17 protein-coding genes and 1 tRNA gene are annotated in these 24,847 nt (G+C 49.1%); 14 read left to right on the top strand and 4 right to left on the bottom strand.

All coding sequences use genetic code 11. The features are described from left to right. A complete protein-coding gene (locus tag P2H89_RS04150) occupies positions 1-1,320 on the top strand; it encodes a vanadium-dependent haloperoxidase (protein ID WP_275825260.1) in 1,320 nt (439 codons plus the stop codon). A gap of 129 nt (positions 1,321-1,449) precedes the next feature. Here P2H89_RS04150 and P2H89_RS04145 read toward each other — a convergent pair whose 3' ends face one another. Beyond that, complete coding sequence (locus P2H89_RS04145; protein ID WP_275825259.1) at positions 1,450-3,438, bottom strand: FAD-dependent oxidoreductase; 1,989 nt, start codon at positions 3,436-3,438, stop codon at positions 1,450-1,452. Positions 3,439-3,816: 378 nt separating this feature from the next. Here P2H89_RS04145 and P2H89_RS04140 point away from each other — a divergent pair. The 3 genes from P2H89_RS04140 to dapF all read left to right on the top strand — a co-directional run bounded on the left by P2H89_RS04140 (position 3,817) and on the right by dapF (position 8,238). After that, positions 3,817-3,890 (top strand) — tRNA-Ala (locus P2H89_RS04140). A gap of 284 nt (positions 3,891-4,174) precedes the next feature. Further along, positions 4,175-7,201: a sensor histidine kinase gene (locus tag P2H89_RS04135; RefSeq protein ID WP_275825258.1), complete on the top strand. Its 3,027-nt coding sequence runs from the start codon at positions 4,175-4,177 to the stop codon at positions 7,199-7,201. A 170-nt stretch (positions 7,202-7,371) separates the two neighbouring features. Beyond that, the gene (gene dapF / locus P2H89_RS04130; protein WP_275825257.1) at positions 7,372-8,238 is read left to right on the top strand and encodes a diaminopimelate epimerase; all 867 of its coding nucleotides are present in this window, start codon (positions 7,372-7,374) and stop codon (positions 8,236-8,238) included. A 496-nt stretch (positions 8,239-8,734) separates the two neighbouring features. Here the strand turns inward: dapF and P2H89_RS04125 are convergent, their stop codons facing one another. Then, on the bottom strand, positions 8,735-9,325 hold the full coding sequence (locus P2H89_RS04125) for a class I SAM-dependent methyltransferase (protein ID WP_275825256.1): 591 nt from the start codon (positions 9,323-9,325) through the stop codon (positions 8,735-8,737). A 481-nt stretch (positions 9,326-9,806) separates the two neighbouring features. Between P2H89_RS04125 and P2H89_RS04120 the strand changes: the two genes are divergently transcribed. Both P2H89_RS04120 and P2H89_RS04115 read left to right on the top strand, forming a co-directional pair. Then, a complete protein-coding gene (locus P2H89_RS04120) occupies positions 9,807-11,177 on the top strand; it encodes a VWA domain-containing protein (protein WP_275825255.1) in 1,371 nt (456 codons plus the stop codon). Between the two features lie 242 nt (positions 11,178-11,419). Continuing rightward, entirely contained in the window at positions 11,420-12,403 is a 984-nt protein-coding gene (locus tag P2H89_RS04115; protein ID WP_275825254.1) for an alpha/beta hydrolase, read from the top strand. Between the two features lie 470 nt (positions 12,404-12,873). Here the strand turns inward: P2H89_RS04115 and P2H89_RS04110 are convergent, their stop codons facing one another. Continuing rightward, positions 12,874-13,773 carry a LysR family transcriptional regulator gene (locus tag P2H89_RS04110; RefSeq protein ID WP_275825253.1) on the bottom strand — a complete coding sequence of 300 codons (900 nt, stop codon included), beginning with the start codon at positions 13,771-13,773 and terminating at the stop codon, positions 12,874-12,876. A gap of 97 nt (positions 13,774-13,870) precedes the next feature. On the opposite strand from P2H89_RS04110, the gene P2H89_RS04105 reads away from it, so the two are divergent. The 5 genes from P2H89_RS04105 to P2H89_RS04085 all read left to right on the top strand — a co-directional run bounded on the left by P2H89_RS04105 (position 13,871) and on the right by P2H89_RS04085 (position 17,760). Beyond that, complete coding sequence (locus P2H89_RS04105) at positions 13,871-14,854, top strand: aldo/keto reductase (RefSeq protein ID WP_275825252.1); 984 nt, start codon at positions 13,871-13,873, stop codon at positions 14,852-14,854. A 22-nt stretch (positions 14,855-14,876) separates the two neighbouring features. After that, positions 14,877-16,103: an MFS transporter gene (locus P2H89_RS04100; protein WP_275825251.1), complete on the top strand. Its 1,227-nt coding sequence runs from the start codon at positions 14,877-14,879 to the stop codon at positions 16,101-16,103. 145 nt (positions 16,104-16,248) lie between these two features. Continuing rightward, complete coding sequence (locus P2H89_RS04095; RefSeq protein WP_275825392.1) at positions 16,249-16,683, top strand: RDD family protein; 435 nt, start codon at positions 16,249-16,251, stop codon at positions 16,681-16,683. A 122-nt stretch (positions 16,684-16,805) separates the two neighbouring features. Beyond that, positions 16,806-17,270, top strand: a complete 465-nt coding sequence (locus tag P2H89_RS04090; RefSeq protein ID WP_275825250.1) for an RDD family protein — start codon at positions 16,806-16,808, stop codon at positions 17,268-17,270. Positions 17,271-17,307: 37 nt separating this feature from the next. Continuing rightward, complete coding sequence (locus P2H89_RS04085; protein ID WP_275825249.1) at positions 17,308-17,760, top strand: RDD family protein; 453 nt, start codon at positions 17,308-17,310, stop codon at positions 17,758-17,760. A gap of 109 nt (positions 17,761-17,869) precedes the next feature. On the opposite strand, the gene P2H89_RS04080 is transcribed toward P2H89_RS04085, so the two are convergent. Further along, positions 17,870-18,850, bottom strand: a complete 981-nt coding sequence (locus tag P2H89_RS04080) for a helix-turn-helix domain-containing protein (protein WP_275825248.1) — start codon at positions 18,848-18,850, stop codon at positions 17,870-17,872. A gap of 369 nt (positions 18,851-19,219) precedes the next feature. On the opposite strand from P2H89_RS04080, the gene P2H89_RS04075 reads away from it, so the two are divergent. The 3 genes from P2H89_RS04075 to recC are packed head-to-tail and all read left to right on the top strand — an operon-like array spanning position 19,220 to position 24,843. Next, entirely contained in the window at positions 19,220-19,825 is a 606-nt protein-coding gene (locus P2H89_RS04075; RefSeq protein WP_275825247.1) for a dihydrofolate reductase family protein, read from the top strand. A 9-nt stretch (positions 19,826-19,834) separates the two neighbouring features. Beyond that, complete coding sequence (gene recD, locus P2H89_RS04070) at positions 19,835-21,652, top strand: exodeoxyribonuclease V subunit alpha (protein WP_275825246.1); 1,818 nt, start codon at positions 19,835-19,837, stop codon at positions 21,650-21,652. Positions 21,653-21,666: 14 nt separating this feature from the next. Then, positions 21,667-24,843 (top strand): exodeoxyribonuclease V subunit gamma, encoded by a 3,177-nt coding sequence (gene recC / locus P2H89_RS04065; RefSeq protein WP_275825245.1) that lies wholly within the window; start codon positions 21,667-21,669, stop codon positions 24,841-24,843. Positions 24,844-24,847: the final 4 nt, after the last annotated feature.

The raw sequence follows: 24,847 nt of genomic DNA, 5'->3' as shown, positions 1-24,847 counted from the left end.
ATGCGTATTCTCATTAGTCTTTGCATCGTAGTTTGTTTCGCTGGTGCCGGCTGCCGGCAGCAACAAAACAATACGCCGGCATTTAATACTACCCATATTAGTCAGGTAGTCACCAAAATGACCGACCTGATGATCCACGACATCACCAATCCGCCACTGGCATCACGTTTCTTCTCTTATGCTACCCTTGCGGGTTATGAAGTGCTGGCAGAGAACGACAGCACTTTACTACACATGCACAAGGTTGTGAATGACTACCCTGCCTTGAAAAAGCCCGATTCACTGAACGACTTTCATGTAGAGATCAGCGCCTTGCTGGCGATGATGGAAACAGCGAAAAAGATGCAGCCATCCGGCAAGCAGATGGACCAATACGAACAACAGTTCATCGACTCCTGCAAAAAATCGGGCATATCGCCCGAACTGCTCGATCATTCCCTGGCATATGCAGGATGGGTGAGTAAGAAGATACTGGCCTTTGCCAAGGGCGACAGGTACAACAAGATCAGCAATTATCCCCGTTATACACCGGTCAATAAGCCCGGTTGCTGGTTCCCGACCGCTCCTGCTTATATGGCGGCCGTAGAGCCCTATTTCAACACAGTGCGTCCTTTTACGCTCGATTCGGCAGCTCAGTTCATCCCGCCACCACCGGTAACATTTGCGACCGGCAGGCAATCAGACTTTTATAAGTTGATGATGCGCAATTACGAGGTAACGAAAGAAATGCCGCATGAGTACCGGGTCATTGCTGCCTTCTGGGATTGTAATCCTTTTGCGGTGCAGGATGATGGCCACCTGATACTCGGACTTAAGAAAATATCGCCCGGAGCACATTGGCTTGGCATAACGGGAATAGCCTGCGTGCAGGCGAAGAAATCCTTTAAGGAAAGTATGCAGATATATGCGATGGTATCGATGGGCCTTATGGATGGGTTCATCACCTGTTGGGATGAAAAGTTCCGCAGCAACCGCATACGTCCGGAATCAGCCATTCGCCAATTGGTAGATCCGCACTGGCAGCCACTGCTGCAAACACCTCCATTCCCGGAATACCTGAGTGGCCATTCGGTGATCTCTTCAGCATCAGCCACCATACTCACGCATTACTTTGGCGACAAATTCGCTTACCGGGACAGTGTAGAAGTAAGTTATGGATTGCCGGCCCGCGACTTCACCTCTTTTAAACAGGCGGCCGACGAAGCAGCCATCAGTCGATTCTATGGAGGCATTCACTTTATGGATGCTATCGATAATGGTGTATTGCAGGGAACGAAAGTGGGCGAGCAGGCCGTCAGGAAATTGCAACAGGGCAAGTAAAGCGCAGTCAGGTCACAGGGAGCAATACACATTGCCGCAGGCAACAGGGATAAATTGACAAAAAAGCCCCCGGGCAGCATTCAACCTGCCGGGGGCTTTCGTTTTTATTGAGCTTAAGCAACGCACAGACTATCTTGGAATGAACAGTACCGCATCGGCAATTACCACGCCATCGGTACCACGAGCTTCCATTTTCAGGTGCGATTGAGCGCCTGCCGGCAATTTATACGAGCCGATCTTCACCCACTCGCCCGAAGTTTGTCCCGCAACTTTAATGGCTGCTGGCTCGATAGAGGCGGCATGAGCCTTCACACCGTCGAAAACCTGCAGGGGAATTTCCCGCGCCATATTGTTCACCTTCGGCAGATACACGTACACTTCATAGTTACCGGCACGTTTGATCACCGGAGTAAAGGTGATCGTCTTTGTTGCTTGTCCGTCCAGGGTGGTCGTAAAATAAGAAGACCCGTAGCCACCTTTCTGGACGTTCCAGGATCCATCGGTACGCACATGCTCTTTATCATCATTGTCCACTACGATCTCCGGCACCGAACCATCCATGAGTGGGTTTGCCCGCAGCGCAACTTGCAACCTGGCCACATCCACCTCCTGTACCGACTGTTTTTGATCGATGGCCATAGAAGCAGCCAGGGCAGCACTTTGCGCCAGTACCATAAACACAGGTTCCATACGGATAGAGCCGTAGGCAATATGGCTCGCCGACAAACAAACCGGCACCAGCAGGTTCTTGCATTCCTCCGGCTTGGGAATGATGCAGCGATACGAAATAGGATAAGGACCGAAACCACCGATCTGCACATCACCCTCGTTCTTTACCATGCCATTCACGACGATGCGCTGGGTATTGTGAGAATCCATGGTATAAGCAGCCATACCTACGCCATCTTCCACTACTTCCTTGCCTTCGCAGTTGGCCTGTGTCATCACGTACTGACCGATCATGCGGCGCGCTTCGCGTACATACATTTGAGGCGACCAGTTGCCGGTTTTCACATATTCATCTTTGGGATAACCCCATTTCAGCATCTCCTGGCGCAGGTGTTCGGGCATGCGCGGATCATGACCAATAAAGAACAACAAGCCTTTAACGTAGGCCCTATGCTCTTCCTCTATTTTCTTACGCGTAGCAAAATCGGCATCGGGATAATTGTAGTTCATGCCGATCATATCGGTACTGAAGGGGCCATTGTTATTGATATCTGTTTTATGATTGGGCATCAGGTCAAACTTGAGGAAAGCCCACAGGTCTTTAGCCGGCTTTTTATCCAGCACCCGCAACAACAATTCATATTTTGAAGCGTCGTAACCTACGGGTTGAGTAATAGGCAGGAGGTTACTGGGATCATTGGAAAGGCAGATCCTGAAGTTATAGGCCTGCACCATTTTATCGCCCTGACCCTGGGGCCCGAGCGGAGCGGCACTGATACCCCATAACAAACCGCTATTGGGATTGCCCGCTACTTTGTAGGGGTCGATGCCATCGGGAAACTGGTGTTTATCGCGGAGCTGAACGCCGTTATAAGTTTCGTTGTAGACGCTATTGGCTTCGCGGCCAACAAAGTAGCTTACGCCGGCCTTGGCCATCAGATCGCCCTCGTAGGTGCAGTCAAGAAAGATTTTAGCGCGGATCGTTGTTGCTTTTTGAGGCGTTGGCGCCAAAGGATCATTGACGGTAATAGCTGTGATGCGCCCCTGATCTTTCTTAACATCGAACAGACCGCTGCTGTAGATCACAGGAACATTAGCAGCCTTGATATACTGCAGGAAGGTTTGTTCGGCGATGGACGGTTCAAAGATCCAGGATTCGAATTTGCCATAATGACGGCCCAGGCGGCGGTAGAAGTCGAGGGCCAGGCCGCTCACGGCGTATTTGTTGCCGATATCGGTGAAGCCGAGGCCACCGGAACTGAGACCGCCGAGGCGCTGCCCAGGCTCGATCAGTATAACCGACTTACCGGCCTTTTTGGCTGTATAAGCTGCGATAACACCTGCAGACGACCCGCCGTACACACAGATATCGACTGATTGGACGGGTTGGGCGTTCGCATTCAAAACCCAAAACAGGAGGAAGGAAAAAGCAATACGTTGAAGGAGCATAGGAATGATGTTTAAAAATCCGTCAATAAGGTACGCCAGGCGCCGCCGTGGCGGGCGGGCTGAGCCATTGTAATATAAGGCATTACCGATTGCCACGTACAAAAGAGACTGTCCCATCACCCCCAAACAGCACCTTTGCTACGAATACTCCAGCAGACTGTATGGTTCACAGAGGCGCTTGCAGTGCCGTCCTTCGCCCCACCCTTCCCAACCGTTCCGAAGCCCTGCCTCCGCTCACGCTAGCTGTTCGCAGCTATCTGCAGGAACCTAAAATCCCACGCTACATTGATTTTAGATTTTTATTTGGAAGCGAATAATCAGGCAGTTATCTTTGCCCTCCGAAAAACAAAAACCACCCGGTTTTTTTCGGATTGAAATGGGGAATTAGCTCAGTTGGCTAGAGCGCTTGCATGGCATGCAAGAGGTCACCGGTTCGACTCCGGTATTCTCCACAGCTTTAAAAGCTCCGCAGTGATGTGGGGCTTTTTTTTATGCAAGAGTCAGACAAACTACCTTTGTGCTATACTGCTTACTCTTTTAACCGATCCTGCAATGCCGTTATCTCCTTACTTCATTATTCCCATACCTTCCCAACTATCTTTTAGTGCAGAATTTCCCTCTACGGTTACCACCATCAATAACTAAAATTCAATGGGTAAGGGGTATCTTGTTAAAAACTCAGTAATTTCCTTTCCCGATGATCCCTGCAAGGCTTTTGATAGGTATCTGCCTGATATTGACATGTCAGGTCTGCTTTTGCCGGCAGAATAGCTTACTATTCAACCACCTTACCGTTAACAATGGACTTTCACAAGGGGTTAATAACTGCATTTATAAAGACTCGCGTGGCTACGTATGGATCAGCTCTTTTGACGGACTTAACCGATACGACGGCATTTCCTGTTTGATTTACCGGGAAGACCAGCAAAAGCTCCATTCGATAAAAGGGACACTTTTCCTGAATATTACAGAAGACAGCCATGGCAATTTATGGATCGGCAGTAATAAGGGATTGAACTTTTACAACCGCCAGCTCAATCAGTTCGTTAATTACCAGATGCCGGACAGAAAGGCCGACGACCAGTTGTTCTCCCCTTTTTACATTGATGATAAGGAAAGGATATGGATCCAATCAGGTTCAGACATTCTGCTATTTGATCCCTATACCAAAAAGTTCCGGGTAGTAAGTCACTTTCAGGTTCCAGGCAACCTCTTTATTAAAACAGTACCCGCGGCGCCTTTCAACAAACCAGAAGCAATTTATGCGATCGTTAACAATACCCCACAGGTATATAAAGGCATACTGAAAAGCGATACCCTTAACTGGCAATCGCTGCTAACGATGGAGCCGGCCGGCATTCCCGGTTTTACCTGCCTGCTGCCTGTTCCGGGCGGTTTGTGGATTGGCGGCCCGGCCGGTCTGCTTTATTATAACAACAAGGACATCAGCCACCGCATCGACGCATCAGGCGGAAAAAAGATAGAAGATATCAAGACCTTGACTTTTGACAGTAAGGGGAAACTTTGGATAGGCACTTTACGACAGGGGCTTTTTAAATTGGATACCCTGCATAAAATAATTACGGACCATTATTATGCCTCCTCTCGTAACCCCTATTCTTTATCGGGCAACCAAATTCAATACCTGTATACGGATGCCGAAAACCATCTGTGGGCTGCTATCTGGGGAAAGGGGGTGGATTATGTGAGCCTGGAGAAGTTCCGGTTTAATCATCATCTTACCCGGGAAGAGTCAGAACAATTGGGCGTGAATAATTTTATGCGCAGTATCGTTGAAACGGATGATCACCAATTCTGGTGCGGCACCCAATCCAACGGCATTTTAATATTGGATAAAGAAAAACAAGTGAGCGGTTCCATCAGCACCGGACTGCCTCCTGCTATTGAGCATTTGTACAAAGACAGCAAAGGCACAATATGGGTGGCCACTTTTGCAGGATTGTTCACCATCGACCCGCTATCTCGAAAAATTACACAAGTACCCTTTCCTCCCGCTGCCTATACAGTACCGGGCAGACAGTTCAATTTTATTATGGAGATTACTGGTGGTATACTGCTGGCTTCTTCCAATGCAGGCCTTTACCTGGTAAAAAAAGAAAAAAATACTTATTCCATTCATGCCGTGAAAGGATTACCGGAAAGGGATGTTTACCTGACCAGCTTCTGCGACCAGACCGGTACCGTTTATGTTTCCCGCGCCTTCAAAGGATTTATGGCGGGCACACTACTGGGAGATTCCTTTATTGTTAAAAAGAACTTCCCCTACCAGGCTACCATTAAATGTTTTTATGAAAATAATGATACCACCCTGTGGATAGGTAGTACCATCGGCTTGTTACAATACCATAAGCGATTAATGACTGTTGAAAAAATAATAACCACCAGTAATGGACTCAGCAACCAGTATGTGTATGGCTTACTGCCCGATAAGGAAGATCTTTGGTTGAGCACCAATGCGGGCATCAACCGCCTGCGACTCTCTGATGGGAATATTACCATTTTTAATGCGGGTGACGGCTTGCAAAGCAATGAGTTTAATACCTACTCTTTCTGCAAAGCTTCCAACGGAGAATTATTGTTTGGGGGTGTGAACGGGTTAAACTCCTTTTATCCCTCGGCCATACAGGCCTACACGTATCCTCCCCGCTTACAGTTGTCGGCTTTGCAGGTCAACGATGCAGCCTTTACCACGGGTGTTAATGAAGGAGAGCTAAAAACGCTTGAATTGAAGCCGCAGGAGAATACGATCAGTTTTCAATTTACGGTGCTGGATTTTGCCAACCCGGCCTCCAACCGCTTGTTCTACACCCTGAAAGGATATGATAAAGCCTGGATTGCAGCGGCCAATAAATCGGTGATCCGGTATGCCAATTTACCGGCCGGAGATTATGTATTGGAGGCAAAAGCTATTAATGCAGAAAATGTGGAAAGCAAAAACCTGTACACGCTTTCCATTACAGTGCAAAAGCCCTGGTGGAAAAGCTGGTGGTTCATAACGCTGTTGCTGCTAACTACCGCAGGTGTACTTTTTATAGTTATTAAAGCTTACCTGAAAAGAAAGCTGGAACAACAGAAAATTATCATGGAACGGGAACTGGCTATTGAACAGGAACGCACCAAAATGGCACGGGAACTGCATGACGGGCTGGGCAGCAAACTGAGTGGTATCAAACATTCCTTTTCGGCCTTTAAGAAAGGACTGCAATTGCCGGAAGAGCAGGACGGGGCTTTTGAAGTGAACATTGGACGGCTTAATGAATCCATTCTCGAACTGAGAAACTTATCGCACAGCCTGAGTACTGAACTGTCTTTACAACATGGACTGGAATATGCTTTACGGGATTATTGCAACAGCATCCACCAAAGCGGCGCACTGACTATCTCATTTAGAATTCTGCACACTGAACAGGCGATACTCACCACAGAGCAGTCTTTCCATATATTCAGGGTTGTACAGGAACTCTTACAGAATACGCTACGGCACGCACAGGCATCCGGCGCTATTGTTCAAATGAGCATTCACAACAGTCACCTGATGATAACCGTGGAAGACAATGGAAAAGGCTTTGATCCTACAGTTAAAGGTGATGTACAGGGTATCGGACTGATTAATATACAGGCAAGGATCAAATTACTGAAAGGTAAAATAGCTTACCGTTCTGTTTTCAATGAGGGAACTACTGTGGACATTGAGATACCGATAGGTCCACAAAATCCTGTAGATCATCCCAAAAACGGTTAGACAATTTCCCGGTTAGAGTTACAGGGATATGAAAACGGGTTGAACGGTTGGCCCTTCTAGGTAATCGGAGATGTGCCTGCTCGACCGGCCACAAATGATACAGGACATCAATTCTACCAATTGGTTAAAATAAACCGACGAATTTTAGCTCAAAACGACACCAGCATTTTATGAACACGAATCATTTTGTAAAGATCCATGGCCTCGGCAATGAATACCTGGTATTGAATAGCCGAAATACCACCTTCAAATTGGAGGAAAAAGCGATCAAAAGAATTTGCAACGTAAACTTTGGCATAGGGTCCGACGGGGTACTGTTACTGGTTGAATCTGATATGGCCGACATAGGGTTGCGCATATTTAATCCAGATGGCTCCGAGGCAGAGAAAAGCGGAAATGGCCTGCGTATATTTTGCAAGTACGTATTCGACTATGGCATTGTAACCAAACAGGAGTTCAGCGTAGAAACGAAAGGAGGAATTGTAAAGGCCAAAATTGAGGAAACTGTAAACAACAGGGCAAAAATTATTACTGTCGATATGGGCCATGCCATATTTCAGTCAAAGTTGATACCCGCCAATTTCGAATCCGCAGAGGTTGTCAACGAATTGATCCACGCAGACGATAGAACATATGAAGTGAATTGCGTCTCCATGGGCAATCCCCATTGTGTTATACTGAAAGATGAACTAAATATTGAAGAGATAAAACATTATGGCCCATTCCTGGAAAACCATAAAATGTTCCCCAATCGTATTAATGTACAATTTGCTAAAGTAATTAACAGGAAGGAAGTGGAGATCCTCATCTGGGAAAGGGGGGCCGGTTTTACTCTCGCATCGGGAACTTCTTCCTGCGCAGTGGCCAGTGTACTAAGAAAGAAAAACTTAGTCGATCAGGATATCACCATCAGGATGCTGGGAGGTAAATTGACGATCAATGTTGATGACAACTTTGCAATCAGGATGACGGGAGAAGTTAGGGAGATCTGTTCGGGAATATTAAGCCCTGAACTGATTGAAGATTTTCATGCTTAATAATTGACATGGGCCAGGTAAACAATAAAGTAACTGACGATACAGTAAATAGTTGCCGTATTGGTTGATTGAAAGATGGACTCTTTACCTATGTTAGCCCTCGTGCATAGCAAAGCCAGCAACCAAAAGATAGTCGAAAAGATAATATCCATCCAATCGAACCGACCGTTGGCAATATGCAAAAGCTGAAATAGTTCCATGAGTAAGGCTAACAGTATGGGAACATATATCAGATTCCATTTTCGTTTTCGTATCTCCAGGTAAAAAGTGCTCGAGGTGAGTGTAATGCAAAAGACCCACAAGCCTTCGGGCAAAGAATAAATAATAAAATCCGGCAATGGGAGCGAAAAGGCAACACGGCTTTTTAGAAAGTTATACGGCTCCTGTTGAAAGATCGAAATACAGAGCTGATTGATCAGCGTCTTATCAGTACGGTAAAAAACGTAAATAAATAAGCTAAGAAGTAAGGATACAGGCAGTATCGGAAAGTATTTTTTCAAGGCTTACGACAGATAAGAAGTTTAAAATAAGAGCCCTTACCCAGTTCAGTTTGCTTTTCAAGGGAAAAACGTTGCAGAGCTTTAACATCGGTCAAATGAAAGGAAGATCTAAAATGAAAAAGGGCCGACAAGGGCTGAAAAGCCCAGTCAACGTACCTGAGCCAATTTGCAGGCGTAAAATGATTGAGAATAAACAGCTTGCCGCCAGGCTTTAGTACCTGGTAGATCTGGTTCACCAATTGATCTGGATCTTTTGTAACCGCCAGCACGTGACTGATCACCACATAGTCAAAACAAGCTGCTGGAAACAACAGATTTTCCCCATCCATTAAAAGCAATTCAATACGCTCATGCTTATAACGCTGCGCTTTCCGGAGCATGGATTCCGAAATGTCGATACCTACAATTTGATGAGAGCCGTATAAGGATAAATGTGATCCATTACCAACGCCAATCTCCAGCAGTTTTCCGGGAACACAACGATTAACCTCCTCAATCAGGCACATCTTATTTCCTCTTAAAAAGTAATCGATGGCCGGATAAAGAAAAGACAAACTATTATAAAATGTACGGGTAGAATGCTGCACTTGCTGAATTTAAATATGAAAAAAGTCCCCCTGCAAATAGTCATGTTGCCCAACGCTGATATGCGCTGCAGCACGTTGGCGCAGGCATGCCCGATTGGCAAGGGTGATCCACCAATCCTTAGCTGAGCCCCCAAAAAGCATTTTGAAAACGCATTACTATGCCAGGGTGCCTGGGTATCCCCGGGAACAATAGAAACTATTGAGCCACCCACCTGTCGGGCTCTTCTCAACGATGGCTTGTAAACAATGCCAGTTCTTTAAGTAAAAAAAGTACTTTGTCTTTCAAAGTTAAGGTAGAAACAATAACTACACAAGAACTCTGCGAATTATTTTCCTCCCAAAGAATTTCACGGGAAAATAGAAAACTCAGGCAATTATATCTACATTTATTAGCAGGTATTGCTTGACGGTGAACGAGGCCCGACCGGCTTTCGCGGCGCAACCCTCGGCTGCAAGTATTAAGACACCTTAAATAACCCCCGTGAACAAATTAGCCCTCCTGGCGATAGCCATTTGCTTCACCTTGAATCTATCAGGACAAGCAAAAAAAGTCAACGGTCAATTATCAACCTCCGATACAGCAGATCTGACGATACTGAATATTTATCCCGATGCTTTCCCAAATATTTCTGTTGTATTCAGAGCCGAAACACGAACAGGTGAACCTGTCTGGAACCTGTCGAAAGAAAAGATGTTTGTCAAAGAGAACCGGCAGGAATGCAATGTAGTATCCCTTGAACCCATTTCGAAAAACCAGCCTATCAATGTAGGTATAGTTATAGACCATTCCGGTTCAATGAATGATGATTTGTCGCTATTATATGACAAGGAAGGGAAAGCATTATTTCAAATAGACGCAAACTGGAATGTAAAATTCCCCAAGGGATATAAAGCACCTATTGAAAATGCCAAAGCCGCCGTAAAACAGTTTGTAAGAAGCTTCAATACTAAAAAAGACTTTATCAGCATCACCGGCTTTTCATCTACCGTCGATGCAAAACTACCACTAACCCAGGATGCAACAAGGATCAACTCGCTTGTCGACTCAATGCAGGCAGATTCTTCCACTGCGCTATATGATGCCATTAATTATAGCGTTGAAGAAGTAAAAAAAGCCAATGGACTTAAAGTAGTAGTGGTACTTACGGACGGAAGGGATAATATTTCAACATCAACATCCAAAACAGTAATTGAAAATGCCATCAGGCAAGAAATTCCGATCTATATAATAGGGCTTGGAGATGTAAACAAAGACACGTTGGAGTTAATCGCCAGATCCACCCACGGACAGTTTTACTTTACGCAGTCATCCGCCTCCCTGGATACCGTCTATACACAGATCAGCAAGCAAATTCAGGCATTCTATAACCTCGTTTATTATTCCTCCAACCTCTCGTCTGCAGATAGTGTTCGGCAAATAGAAATAACATTCAACGTCGACAGCCTTAAGCTGTTTACCAAGCCAGGCACCTTAAACTTACCAGGCGAGGTAATTGCTTATATCAAGAAAAAAGAAACGCAAAGAAATTATTTATTGTTTGGAGGAATTGCGGTATTGGTCCTCATAGCAGCGGGCACCTTACTTTTCTACCATCAAAAGAATAAGAAGAACCGGCCGGTGATCCATAAGCTTTACCCCAATCCTTCGGATGGTAACCTGAATATTGAAATATCCGGTGGCGACGCCACACTGAAGATCGCCAACATGAATGGTCAAATACTAAAGACGTTTGACATTACCGGTAATGCTCAGCACATCGACGTAATCGATCTGCCAAATGGCGACTATGTGGCAACAGTATTTTCAAATGGCTGGCAATCCAAAGGAATTCGGTTTATTATCAAACATTAAACGATGAAATACCCTGCCTCTCCCCTCCAACATTTTTCTTCCTCAACGGCATAATTAATTTGCCCAACGTTGAATAAACCAGAACCTTCCTGCTCGTATGCTTGAACACTTCAGCAACCCTGGCCCCCAATTTGATAAATTATACAAGTCTTGCTGCAATTTATACATTGCCTGCCCCTGCCTTCGAAAGTAGATTTGTGATTCCTACAGATTACTCAACTAAACACATAAAAGGCAAGAACATGAAAAACGACATAACAGTGATCGATTATGCAAGCGATCCCGCCATCGAAGTGCAAACCAAGGCATTCCTCAAGGCATTGAACACCAGCGGAGGCGAGCCCATGGAAACCACGCAGCCCGCAGATGCACGTAAAGTGCTCGAAGGAGCGCAGACCTCCGTCAAGGTCGACATTTCAGGAATTGAAGTATCGGAAAAGACCATCACGCAGGACGGCATCACCGTAAAACTTTTCATCACACGCCCCGCAGGTGTAAAAGAAACATTGCCCGCATTCATGTTCTTCCACGGAGGCGGTTGGGTATTGGGCGACTATCCCACACACCAGCGATTCATTCGTGACCTCGTCGTTAATTCAGGCGCAGTGGCGGTACATGCAGAATACACCCGCTCACCCGAAGCAAAATACCCCACAGCCGTAAACGAATGTTATGCCGCTGCCAAATGGGTGGCCGAAAATGGCGCCAGCATTAATGTCGATGGAAAGCGCCTGGCGATCGTAGGCAACAGCGTAGGCGGAAACCTCACCGCAGCAGTGGCCCTCATGGCGAAGGACAAAAAAGGACCAGCCTTCAAACTTCAGGTACTCTTCTGGCCTGTAACAGATGCCTCCTTCGAAACAGCCTCGTACCACCAATATGCGCAAGACCGTTTTCTCACCAGGAATATGATGATATGGTTCTGGGATAACTACACCACTGATGCCAACCTCCGCAACGAAATTTATGCCTCGCCCTTAAAGGCAACGCTCGATCAACTCAAAGACCTGCCGCCCGCCATCGTGCAAACGGCCGAAAACGATGTGTTGCGCGACGAAGGCGAAGCATACGCACGAAAACTGAACCAGGCCGGAGTAAAGGTATCATTGGTAAGGGTGCAGGGCATGATCCACGACTACGGACTGCTCAATCCGCTCGCGAACATACCCGCCGTTCAATCGGCCTTATTGTTCGCAGCAGCAGCCATCAAAAAAGCACTCGCATAAACTATAAAACTAAAGCGGCCACACCCGCCGCTTTTTCCTTTCCGCACCGGCATCGTCTCTCAAAAAGAGCGGTGCCGGTAACCTTTTATAGCTGCTTAAAGTCAAACAGGGTTGCAGAAATATTAGCACCTGGCGTAAGCCTTCCGGCCGGGCATTTTCGTATATTTAGAGGAGTGATCGAACCCTTCTCCGGTTGTAACAAAATGTCTCAAACGCCCCACAAGGGACAAAAACAACACACAAACACCTTCCCAAGGGTCCCATTTCACCAGCCAAACCACCACCCTTATCGAGAGCTTATCGAGACCTTACCGAGACCTTATCGAGACCTTATCGAGACTCCGCTCCATACCAAACCCATACCGGGCAGGGGTCCGACAGGCCTCTGGCAGCCCCTGCCCCATCTACCATAAAGCTCACATCCCACCATCGAGTCCAAAAGTCCCGGCCCACCATACCGCCCCCCTTCCTCACAATTCTTCCTGCTCAAAAATGGCCTTTACCATATTGATCTCCTTCTCATACATCGTCTTCTTCCGCGTCCCGAAATAAAGCGTATTCTCGATCACCGGATTTCCCTCCCATACCAGCTTCAGCTTCCCCGAAGCTATTTCCTCCCGACACAAAAAATCCGGTATCACAGAAAAGCCCTGGTTGCCGCTCAAACAGCGAACGATAGAACTGATATTCGGAACAATATAGTTCGGTTTGAAATCCAGGTTATGCTTGAAGTTTACCTGCCAGAAACGTTTGAGGTGATCCATATCCGCCGCCGTACTGTACCACAACTGCTGCTTCAGCCACGCCTCTGCTTCCTTCACATGCCCCTTGTCGAGCAAAACATTCAACTCCTTGGTATTCGTTTTAGAGCCACACACCAGCACGATCCGTTCTTTCGAAAACGGTTTGTACTCCAGGCTCTTCAACTCTTCCTTGTGTGGTGTAATGATCAGGTCCAGCACCCCCTTATCGAGATCGTGGAGCGTTTGGGGATACTGGCCAAACTTGATGATCACATTGAAAGGTAAAGAAGAGATATGCTTCTCCAGCGTAAACTGAAACGTCTCGAAGCACATACCGATGCTGATCGTAGGCCTGTCCGCCTTCGTACTGCGGTAAAACAACTGCTCCGCCGTTTCCAGCTTACTGATGGGCTCCAACACGAAATTGTACAGCACTTTACCCCGCTCCGTCGGTACCATCTTCTTGGCGCTGCGGTCAAATAACTTATACCCCGTATACGCCTCCAGCGAATTCAGATGCAGGCTCACGCCCGGCTGCGAAATGTACAAAGCCTGCGCAGCCCCCGTCAGCGTTTCATGCTCATAGATCGCTTTGAAAGTCCGTAGCCATTCCAGGTTGAGTATCATACACTATCAGTTTTCTGATACAAATGTATAAATTATACTATTATGCTAATAGATAGAAAGGGGTGAATTTTGCTTCCGCAACGCAAAACAAGAAGATATGGAATACAGACAACTCGGAAATAGCAACCTCCAATTATCCACCATCACCTATGGCGCATTCGCCATCGGCGGCAATATGTGGGGTGGAACAGAAAAGAAAGAAGCCATCGCCTCCATCCATGCGGCTATCGATCACGGCGTTACATCCATCGATACAGCCCCTTTCTATGGCTTTGGATTAAGTGAAGCAATGATCGGCGAAGCCCTCGCCGGCAAAGACAGGTCCAACCTGCAACTGCTCACCAAGTTCGGCCTGGTGTGGGACGGCAGCAACCAGGGCAGGGGCGAATACTTTTTCGACGCCAGCCACAATGGCCACAACATCCCCGTTTTTAAATACGCGTCCCCATCCAATATCATTAAGGAAGTAGAAGAAAGCCTTACAAGGCTGCGCACCGACTACATCGATCTGCTGCAAATACACTGGCCCGATAACAGCACCCCTATCCACGAAACCATGGAAGCCCTGCATAAGCTGCAGCAACAGGGAAAGATCCGCGCAGCCGGCGTGTCCAACTACAGCGCAGCTCAACTCGAAGAAGCCAGCCGGACCATAAACATCGCATCCAACCAGGTGCCCTACAGCATGCTCAACCGAAGCATCGAAAACGAATTACTGCCACATACCCTCGAAAACAAGATCGGCATCATCGCCTACAGTCCTATGGAAAGAGGATTGCTCACCGGCAAATACTTCCAGGATGCTAAACTCAAAGAAGATGACCATCGGCACGGCTATTTTGGTCAGCACAACCTGGAGCAGGTAAAAGCCTTTCTCGAAGCCATCCGGCCGTTGGCAGAAAGTAAAAAGGCTTCATTGGCCCAGCTCGTACTACGATGGACCACCTTACAAAAAGGCATCACCGTAGTATTGGCCGGCGCCCGGAATGCAGAACAGGCCATTGCCAACGCGCAATCCATGCACATCGAACTAACACCCGACGAACTAGTTTTCATCAACCGCGAACTCGCTGCCATATAAATCACCGCATCAAAAAGATTATATGAACATCATCACCAATTCTATTCCGGTAGCGGAAGCAACACCCGCTGCCCTTACCACCAGCAAACGACTTCCTGCCGCCCTCTGGGCGCTTACCATCAGCGCCTTCGGCATCGGCACCACCGAGTTTGTAATAGTAGGCCTGCTGCCCACCATGGCACAGGACCTGCACATATCCATACCCTCCGCCGGACTCCTTGTAAGTCTCTACGCCATCGGCGTAGCCATCGGAGCGCCCGTACTAACGGCCCTCACCAGCCGTGTACCGCGGAAACAACTCCTCATTATGCTGATGCTGCTGTTTACCATAGGAAACGGGTTGGCCTCGCTCGCACCCGGTTTTATCCCCCTGGTGATCGCCCGCATCATCACCGGCTTTGCCCATGGCGTGTTCTTCTCCATCGGCTCTACCATCGCAGCCGCCCTGGTGCCTGTCGAAAAAAGAGCAACAGCTATTGCCATCATGTTTGCCGGGCTCACGGTCGCCATCGTAACAGGCGTGCCATTCGGCACCTACATCGGACAGCAATTCGGCTGGCGCGCCACCTTTATCGGCGTAGCGCTCTTGGGCGTAGTAGGACTCATCGCCAGTTGGATACTCGTGCCCGGCCACCTGGCCAACCAAAAGGCTGCATCCCTTAAAACACAGCTGAAAGTGATCACCAACAAACGCCTCGTGCTGGCCTTCCTCATGACGGCCCTTGGTTACGGAGGTACCTTTGTAGCATTCACTTACCTCTCTCCCCTCTTGCAGGAAATAACCGGCTTGTCGGCATCCATCGTGAACATCGTACTCCTGTTGTATGGAGTAGCCATCGCCATTGGTAACATAGTGGGCGGCAAAGCCGCCAACAAACAACCATTGAAGGCCTTGCTCTGGATGTTTATCCTCCAGGCAGCAGTATTGCTCCTGTTCACTTACACCGTACAATACACGATCCCAGCCCTGATCACCTTATTCGCCATGGGCGCCCTTTCTTTCATGAACGTACCCGGCCTTCAGTTATACGTAGTACAAACAGCCGAAAAAGAACTGCCCGGCACAGCCGATGTAGCATCGGCCTTTAACATCGCCTCCTTCAATATCGGGATCGCCATCGGCGCATATGCCGGAGGCCTCATCGTCGATTCTTCTCTCGGGCTCGGCGCAACCCCCTGGTCGGGTGCCATACTCGTAGCCCTGGCCATCGCGATAACGCTTTGGAGTGCACGCCTCGCCCGCAGATAGGGCCCCCAAAAGACATGTTCATATCCGAAAGCGTTCAAAAAAGCCGTATCTCACGCATAACTGGCTCTTTTGAACGTTTCTTTATTTACATTACAACTCCTAAAACAACCCACATGGAACAACCCAATCATGACCTGCTCAAAGAATTCGAACAAACCGTCGACCGTACCCCGTATCACCCGGATTAAGGTTCGCCAACATGCTCATTGACACCCTTGCCCTGTATGCGGTGATGTTCATACTTGGTATATTCTTAGGATTAATGCTCGCAGCCTCTGCCATCGATGGCGAACCTTACACGGACGAATCCGGAGGATCCCTTCAACTCCTCTTGTTGTTCGCATGGTTTTTCATCATCTTAGGCTACTATTCCATTTTTGAGTTTGCCTCCAACGGCCGTACCCTCGGCAAAATGGCCACCGGTACCGTAGTAGTAAGAGAAGACGGTGCAAAGATCACCTTCAAAGACGCCTTCCTCCGCAGCCTATGCCTCATTCCCTTCGAAGCGCTTAGCGCATTCGGCTACCGCCCCTGGCACGATAGCCTTACCAATACACTCGTGGTTAAAAAGAATAAATAGGTGGCGATGCACTTTTCCAGGTGCTAACCCCCCACAATAAAAAGCCGGCTTTACCATAAAGCCGGCTTTTTTGATTACCCAACCGGGATTTCTTTACTTTACCAGGTAGTCAGTCAACAAGCATGGAACCATCATCGCCCAACCTCCTCGAAGAATTTGAGAAAACCGCCCACCTCGTACCGGTATCACCCATCCTGCGTTTTCTCAATGGCTTTGTCGACATCGCCGTCGTATACGGCGTATCGGCAACCCTGCTCATATTGATTGGCCCCAGCTTATACACTACTGATGAGTTTGGGAACACGATCCTCCCACCCGAGCCACTTTGGCCACTGCTGCTATTCGCTGCCTACCTCATGCTGCTGATCACCTATTACACGATCTTCGAATACGCCAACAAAGGCCGCACCCTCGGCAAAATGGCCACCGGCACACTCGCCATCCGCGAAGACGGTAATCATCTTACGGTAAAAGATGCATTGCTCCGCAGCCTTTGCCGGCTTATCCCCTTCGAATTTATCAGCGCATTCGGGCGCCGCGCCTGGCACGACAGCCTTACCCGCACTCTGGTAGTAAAAAAGTATTGAAACTTTTCATACATTACAGAATATAACGACCACCCTTATGGACACCAGCCATATTCAAACCCTCGGACCGGGGAAAAAGCTCATTGGCATGCCCGCTGCTCCTGGCCGCAGGCTCATCAACCTGCTCATTGACCTGGCAGTACTAACCGCCCAGGCCGCAGTACTGTTCATTATTGGGATGCTGATAAATTGGGCCGTTGGACCATTTTACATACCACCTCCTATAGGCAGAATCGCCTGGCAGTCATTCATGGTGTTCAACTTTTGGCTTTATTATTTCATTTATGAATACTACTGCAATGGGTCTACCGTCGGAAAAATGTTAACTGGTACCCAGGCCGTAAGAAAGGACGGACTGCCACTCACAGCAAAAGACGCTGCATTGCGCAGCCTTTGCCGGCTTATCCCCTTCGATGCGCTGGGCACGCTGATCGATCGCCCCTTGCACGATAGCTTCACCAATACGGAAGTAGTTAGGAAGTATTGGTAAGGTGCTTGGGCCATTTCCCAACGAAAAAGCCCGGTCTGTAACCGGGCCTTGCTTATTCAATATTTTAACGAGCAGCGTTCATGCAACAACGTCCGCACAACCCACACCTTTACACCATCACAGCATCCTTATTGTACTTGTTCTTATAATCGATCGGCGATAAGCCCGTGATCTTCTTGAACACCGTACGGAAAGCTTTCGTATCGGAATAACCCACCTCATACATCACTTCGTTCACATTTTTACGGCTGTTCTCCAATTGCTTCTTGGCAGCTTCGATCTTTACCCGCTGAATATACTCGACCGGCGTATTGTTCGTCGCCTTCTTGAAGCGTCTTTCAAAATGCCGGCGCCCGATCGCAAAACGCACCGCCAGCTCTTCCACCGAGATCTTCTCCGTTACATTCTTCTCGATGAACTCCTGCGCCTGCTTGATAGGTTCATCTTCATGTTTCTTCTGTCCGTTGAACATGATAAAAGGCGATTGACTCTTTCGGTCGATCTCTATCGCAAAGAACTTCGAAACCAGGATCGCCATTTCCCGGCCCACATATTTCTCGACCAGGTAGATCAGCAGGTTCCAGTAAGAATTGGCGCCACCACTCGAATAAAGCCCTTCCTCTTCCGTAATGATCCGATCATCCACCAGCGTGATCTCGGGGAACATATCCCTGAATTCGTTGGCATAGATCCAATGGGTAGAGCATTTACGCCCGTTCAGCAAGCCGGTAGAAGCCAGTAAAAACGCCCCGATACACAAGCTCGCCACTTCCGCCCCCTTGGCATGTTGCGTAACGATCCAGGGAATCAGGTCCTTGTTCTTTTCCAGCGCCCGTTTCAGATCACCGCTGATCGCCGGCACAAAGATCAGGTCGGTCTTCAGCACATCTTTCAGCAACACATCCGTATGAACGGAAAAAGAACCCTGGTACAGAGATACTTCTTTCGTTAGACCAACCAGCTCTACCTTGAACAAAGGTGGCTTACCGGCCCTTTGCAGAAAATCATTGACCGCCGCGAATAACATGCGCGGGTCAGAAACGCTGGTTAACACAGCTTCTTCCGGTACAAGGATAGATACATGTTTCATCCGTAAATTGTCGTTTGGTTAAGTCGGTACACCTATAGGCATAGCCGGATAATGATTACCTCACAAAAGGGCACCTGGCCACTCGCGGAGGCCGTTGGAATATAAAAGGGGGAGTAAATCTGTTAGTCTGAAAGTTCAAATGTATAACAAACAGGTTATACATTCAAACCCTTTTTAGCAGTCCTTCAACCCTTTTTGGGCTCACCTCAACCGCCTAACTAACAATAACTTCTATTCTAAAATCAGCGGCAGCGGCACCCAGCCGGCATCTCCGGCGATCGATGTCGCAACAACCCACTCAAATAGTCGCAACTACACGCTGCCAGCCTGATCACCACACAGTAGTTTTGTTTTAAGTAAACCTTGCTGATGCGAAAGCTGATTGTCTCGATAAACGTAACGCTCGATGGATACATGGCCGGCCCCGCCGGCGAGCTCGACTGGCATTTCCCCCACTGGAACCATGAAATGGCCACCTTCGCCTACGAGCAGTTGTGCGGGATGGATAGCATACTCCTCGGCCGCATCACCTACCAGGCCATGGCCAGCTATTGGCCCTACGAAGCCAACAATACCGCACACGGGCGCCTGGAATGCGCCTATGCCCACATGATGAACAATTATACCAAGTTCGTATTCTCGCGCTCTCTGCGTACCGTCGAATGGCGCAATGCCCGCATCATCAAAAAGGACATCGGTAAAGAGGTCAAAGCCCTCAAACAACAGGACGGCCTCAACATAGTCGTTTTCGGCAGCGGCAGCATTATTGCCAGGCTCATGCAGCTCGATCTCATCGACGAATACGTACTATGGGTACACCCCGTTGCCCTGGGCCGGGGCATCCCCCTCTTCAGGAATATCCAGGGACAACAAAACCTCAAACTCCTCCAAACAAAAATCTTCAGTTCCGGCGTAGTTGTACTCTACTACGGCAAGCCCCCCCGCACCAACGGTGTTGTTCGCGCAATACGTTAACTTGCGCCAATGCATGCGCTCAATGATGTTCACCAGCAGTTTGCCGAGTATTTCGAAATACCGGCCCTGAAGCCATACGCTTACCTGCTGTCGAAAAAACTCAGTGAAGGCCATATCTGCCTGCACCTCGATCAGTTGCCGGCCACCAGCGAAGAACTGCCCCCGCAGTATTTTATCATCCCCGGTAGCCGCCACCTCGAGCACATCCCCCTGGTGGGCAAAGATGGCAATGACCAGTTCCCCTTTGTGCTCTACCAGAACAGGCTCTACCTGCAGCGGTATTTCCGGTACGAAACAGCCTTCCTGCAACGCATCAGCCAGTTCCTGGACACCGAAAAAGAAGAACTGCCACAACGACTGCAGTTGTTACAACAACATCGCTCTTTCATCACCAGCCTCTTCGCCCGCACAGCTTCCGCCGCAACCAACGCACAGGAAGACCTGGCCGATTGGCCCCTCGCAGCCGCCATCACCGGGTTGCTGCACAATTTCACCATCATCACCGGCGGCCCCGGCACCGGTAAAACAACCACCGTGGCCAAGATCCTGGCCATCCTGTACACCACCAATCCGGCCCTCAAAGTGGCCCTCGCCGCCCCCACCGGCAAAGCCGCCGCACGCATGGCCGAAAGCCTGCGCCAAACCACCCTGCCCCTCGACGCCGAAATACTGGAGAAGTTCCAAACACTACATCCATCAACCATACACCGGTTATTGAGACCCATACCCGGTACCCCTTACTTCCGCCACAACCAGCAAACCCCCCTCAACTACGACGTGGTAATTGTAGATGAATGCTCGATGATCGATGTGGCCCTCTTTGCCAAATTGCTCGACGCCATCGCACACGGTACCCGCCTCATCATGTTGGGCGATAAAGACCAGCTGGCCTCCGTAGAAGCAGGCAGCCTCTTCGGCGACCTCTGTCTGGCACAGGGAGCGCTCAACCGTTTCTCGGCCGACAGGCTCGCGCTCATCAATGAGTTCATAGAAGATCCCCTTGCCCGCTTGCCTCAAACCCAAGTGAGCAACGACCATAGCCACCCCCTGTTCCAACACCTCATCGAACTGCGGCGCAGCCATCGGTTCAACGGATTCAGTGGTATTGGCTCATTCAGCAAGGCAGTCATCCGCAACGATATCGATACCATCAATAAATTCTTAGAGCCCGGGGCCGATGAACAGGTCATCATCGACCAGGAATATTCAACCGCCCTGTTCGAACACTTCGTGGCAGGCTACGCAGAATTCATCGCAGAAAAAGACATCCGCACCGCCCTCAAAAAAATGAATACCTTGCGGGTACTCTGTGCCATCAGGGAAGGCGACCAGGGACTGTATGCACTCAATCAACGCATCGAGAAATACCTCGACCATAAAAACCTCATCCATCATACAGTGCCATTCTATGAGAACCGCCCCATCATACTTACCCGCAACTATTATGAACATGGACTCTTCAATGGCGATACCGGCATCATCCGCGCCAACGAAGAAGGCGTATTGATGGCCTGGTTCGAGGACAGCAGCGGCACCCTCAAATCGATCATGCCGGGCTACCTCAGCGAAGCCGAAACAGTATTCGCCATGACCATCCATAAAAGCCAGGGGTCCGAGTTTGAAGAGGTGATGGTGGTACTACCCGCCCTGGCCGATACACCCCTGCTCACCCGTGAGCTCCTGTACACCGCAGTAACCCGTGCAAAGAAAAAAGTGTTTATACAGGGCACACCCGAAACCATTGTAAAAGCAACAGAAAGGATCGTAGAAAGGGCATCTGGCATAGCCGCCCGCTTCCAGGCAAACGGGCAGCAACAAAAAAATTAATCCGCAGGTAACCAATGGCATTATACCTCAAGGTATCCAACTCACTCGACAGCCTCGCTACCGAACTGGTCACCAACCTCTCGGAAGCGGAGCAAACAGTATTTGATCCATATTTCCTGGTTACCCAAACCGAGGGTATGAACAATTGGCTCAAGCTGAAGATCGCACACCAGCAGGGTATCATGGCCAATGGCCGGTTCCTCAAACCCAATGAGCTGATACACCACCTTTATTTTCTCCTCGGCGGCCCCTTCACCGAAATGCTGTCTGCCTCCAACCTCAGTTGGCTGCTTTATAAATTACTGGGAGAAAAAGAATTCATTACCCGATTCCCGGCCATTGCCGATTACTTCCGGCATGCAGCAGAAGACGCCGATACCCGGCGGATGGCCCTCGCTGAAAAATGCGCCTACCTGTTTGACCAGTACCAGGTGTACCGCGCCGATATGATCAAACAGTGGAACGAAGGCCAGGCGGCCGGCGATGCCGATCATACCTGGCAGCAATACCTCTGGCTAAAAGCGAAGCAGGCAGCCGGCGACAAACTGCCCGACAAAACCATGGTCGGCAACTGGATCCTCGACAAACTGAAAGACGCTTCTACGCATAGAACATTACAGGCACGCCTGCCGCGCGTACAGCTCTTTGGCCTGTCCATCATCACCGCCTGGCATGTGGAAATACTGTATAAACTGTCAGCGATCATCGATGTATATTTTTACGTCATCAATCCGGCCCCACAGGTCTATTGGTTCGATGACCGCAGCGAAAAACAACTCGCCGGCTGGCGACAGAAAGGCTATCGCAACATAGAAGGCAATGCAGCCGGCAATGCCTTGCTCACCAACTGGGGCCGCGTAGTACAGGACTCCTTCGCACTCTTCTTCCGGCACGATGAATTGCTCAACGCCTATGAAGATGTAAACATCATACCGCCCGAACCCGATAACCTCCTGCACAAGTTGCAGGACGATATATTCAACGCAGCCACTACCAACCGCAACCCTATTACAACGACCGACCTGCAGGACGGCTCCCTGCAGATCAATGCGTGTTACACCATTGCACGCGAAGTGGAAGTGCTGTACAACTACCTCGTACACCTCGTCGATCAGCGCCGGGAAACCCTCTCACCGCGCGACATCGTAGTGATGGTAAGCGACATCGATAGTTATGCACCTTATATCAAAGCGGTGTTCAACAACGCACCCTATAAGTTCAGGTATGTAATAGCAGATGAGAGCTTCAGCGAAACCGACAATATCTTTACCGCCCTGCAAGCCATCTTCCAGCTAAGCGAAGACAACTTCAAAGCAGAAACAGTATTGCAGTTGCTCGACTCGCCCCTCATCCGCAAACGCTTCGGCTTGTCCAACGTGGCCCGCATCCGGCAGGTGGTCGATGCCGCCAATATCCGCTTCGGGATCACCGGCAGCAAAGACGACGACACCCGGCTCGTTAGCTACGAGTATGGCATCAAACGGATCATGTTCGGTATTTGCATGAGTGGTGAAATGGAATACCAGGATGCCGACGACCGCTTCATTCCACTCGACTTGCTCGAAGGCAGCGAAACGCAGGAACTCATCCGCTTTTGCCACTTCGCCGAAATGCTCATGGATGCCGTTCGCCAGCGGCAGGCGCCCCGCGATATTGCGGGCTGGGTAGCCTATGTAGAACACATACTCCACAATATTGTGCTGGAACCCGAAGAAGATACCAACGAAGACTACCACACCCTCATGGAATACCTCAGCGATTACAACCTGCTGCAGGAATACATGACCGACGAAGTAGGCTTTGAAGTATTCTCCCACAACTTCCTGCAACTGCTGGAAGAAACAACGCGTGCCGGCCTGTTCGCCAACGGCGGCGTAACCTTCTGCTCGATGGTGCCCATGCGTAGCATACCGTTTAAAGTAGTAGCATTACTGGGACTCGATTACGACAAATTCCCCCGGCGCGATCTCGCCGCCAGTTTTAACCTCCTTACCCGCCAGCGGCAGGTAGGTGATCGTAACATCAAAGACAACGACAAACACCTGTTCCTCGAAACCATCATGTCGGCGAGGAACTATTTATACATCAGCTACCGCGGACAAAATGCCCGCGACAACAGTCAGCTGCCACCCTCTGCCCTCGTCGATGAACTGCTCGATTATATCGAAGCAGGTACCACCAACGGTAAGGTAAGAGAGCAGCTGGTAACGCGCCATCCGTTACAAAGCTTCAGTCACCAATACGCAAACGGATCGGCCCGCTTATACAATTACCTCGATCGCAACACAGCGCCCGATAAACCAGTCATACAACCCGATAAACCCATCGAAGCGCCCGACTTTGAAGAGATATCACTCGACGACCTCGTTCGATTCTATAAGAATCCTTGCAAGGTCTATTACAATAAAGTGCTCGGTATCCATTACGAAGAAGAACAGGTACTGCTGAACGATACCGAACTGTTCAACCTCGATAACCTGCAGCAATGGGCACTACGCAACCAGTTGCTCACCGAACCCGACAGCGACGACCTGCAAAAGAAGATGGTATTAAAAGGCGGGCTGCCCCTAAAGAACATGGCTCCTGTAGTAATGGAGCTTGTAACCAGGGAGGTGTTGCCCGTGCGCACCCTGTACGACGCCTGCACGACCGATACGACGGTATCGACAGCCACCATCGTACTACCGCTCGGCAACAGCTTGCTCAAAGGTACGTTGCAGGGCATCTTCGATCAAAACCTTGTGCTGGTATCCTGGTCGCGCAACGAAACCAAATACCTCATCGAGGTCTATATCCGCTACCTGGCCGGCATGGCTGCCGGCGTGCTGAAAGGCGCCACCTTTATATCAGGCATCAGTAAAGAGGCCATTTACAACGCCATGCCCATCAGTGCCGATGGAGCCATACAAAAACTCAACAAGCTGGTAACGATCTACAAAGCCGGATTCAAAAAGATCATTCCCTTCTATCCCGGGTTGCAGATCAAGCCACGACAGGTAACCGAACTTACCTTCGAAAAATATAGTAAGCTGGTAAAGGACTGGCTCGAAGAAATAGATGATCCCTATATCGCACCCGAATATGCCAAAGGAATATTCAATACCGAAGAAGCATTGTCGCAATACAAGGCACTAGCCAACGAGATACTGATGCCACTGGAAGTAATATTCCCCGGCTATTATAACGATTAGAGAG

The sequence above is a fragment of the Paraflavitalea sp. CAU 1676 genome, assembly GCF_029223285.1.
Lineage (GTDB): Bacteria > Bacteroidota > Bacteroidia > Chitinophagales > Chitinophagaceae > Paraflavitalea.
The sequence above is the reverse complement of the archived record's forward strand: the minus strand, read 5'-3'. Positions and strand labels throughout refer to the sequence as shown.

What these genes read in the sequence shown, in the direction of transcription:
- P2H89_RS04115 (WP_275825254.1), top strand. Translation starts at nt 11,420, where the DNA reads ATGAAAAACGACATAACAGTGATCGATTATGCAAGCGATCCCGCCATC.
- P2H89_RS04105 (WP_275825252.1), top strand. Translation starts at nt 13,871, where the DNA reads ATGGAATACAGACAACTCGGAAATAGCAACCTCCAATTATCCACCATC.
- P2H89_RS04090 (WP_275825250.1), top strand. Translation starts at nt 16,806, where the DNA reads ATGGAACCATCATCGCCCAACCTCCTCGAAGAATTTGAGAAAACCGCC.
- dapF (WP_275825257.1), top strand. Translation starts at nt 7,372, where the DNA reads ATGAACACGAATCATTTTGTAAAGATCCATGGCCTCGGCAATGAATAC.
- P2H89_RS04150 (WP_275825260.1), top strand. Translation starts at nt 1, where the DNA reads ATGCGTATTCTCATTAGTCTTTGCATCGTAGTTTGTTTCGCTGGTGCC.
- recC (WP_275825245.1), top strand. Translation starts at nt 21,667, where the DNA reads ATGGCATTATACCTCAAGGTATCCAACTCACTCGACAGCCTCGCTACC.
- P2H89_RS04080 (WP_275825248.1), bottom strand. Translation starts at nt 18,850, where the DNA reads ATGAAACATGTATCTATCCTTGTACCGGAAGAAGCTGTGTTAACCAGC.
- P2H89_RS04075 (WP_275825247.1), top strand. Translation starts at nt 19,220, where the DNA reads ATGCGAAAGCTGATTGTCTCGATAAACGTAACGCTCGATGGATACATG.
- P2H89_RS04110 (WP_275825253.1), bottom strand. Translation starts at nt 13,773, where the DNA reads ATGATACTCAACCTGGAATGGCTACGGACTTTCAAAGCGATCTATGAG.
- P2H89_RS04100 (WP_275825251.1), top strand. Translation starts at nt 14,877, where the DNA reads ATGAACATCATCACCAATTCTATTCCGGTAGCGGAAGCAACACCCGCT.
- P2H89_RS04085 (WP_275825249.1), top strand. Translation starts at nt 17,308, where the DNA reads ATGGACACCAGCCATATTCAAACCCTCGGACCGGGGAAAAAGCTCATT.
- recD (WP_275825246.1), top strand. Translation starts at nt 19,835, where the DNA reads ATGCATGCGCTCAATGATGTTCACCAGCAGTTTGCCGAGTATTTCGAA.
- P2H89_RS04145 (WP_275825259.1), bottom strand. Translation starts at nt 3,438, where the DNA reads ATGCTCCTTCAACGTATTGCTTTTTCCTTCCTCCTGTTTTGGGTTTTG.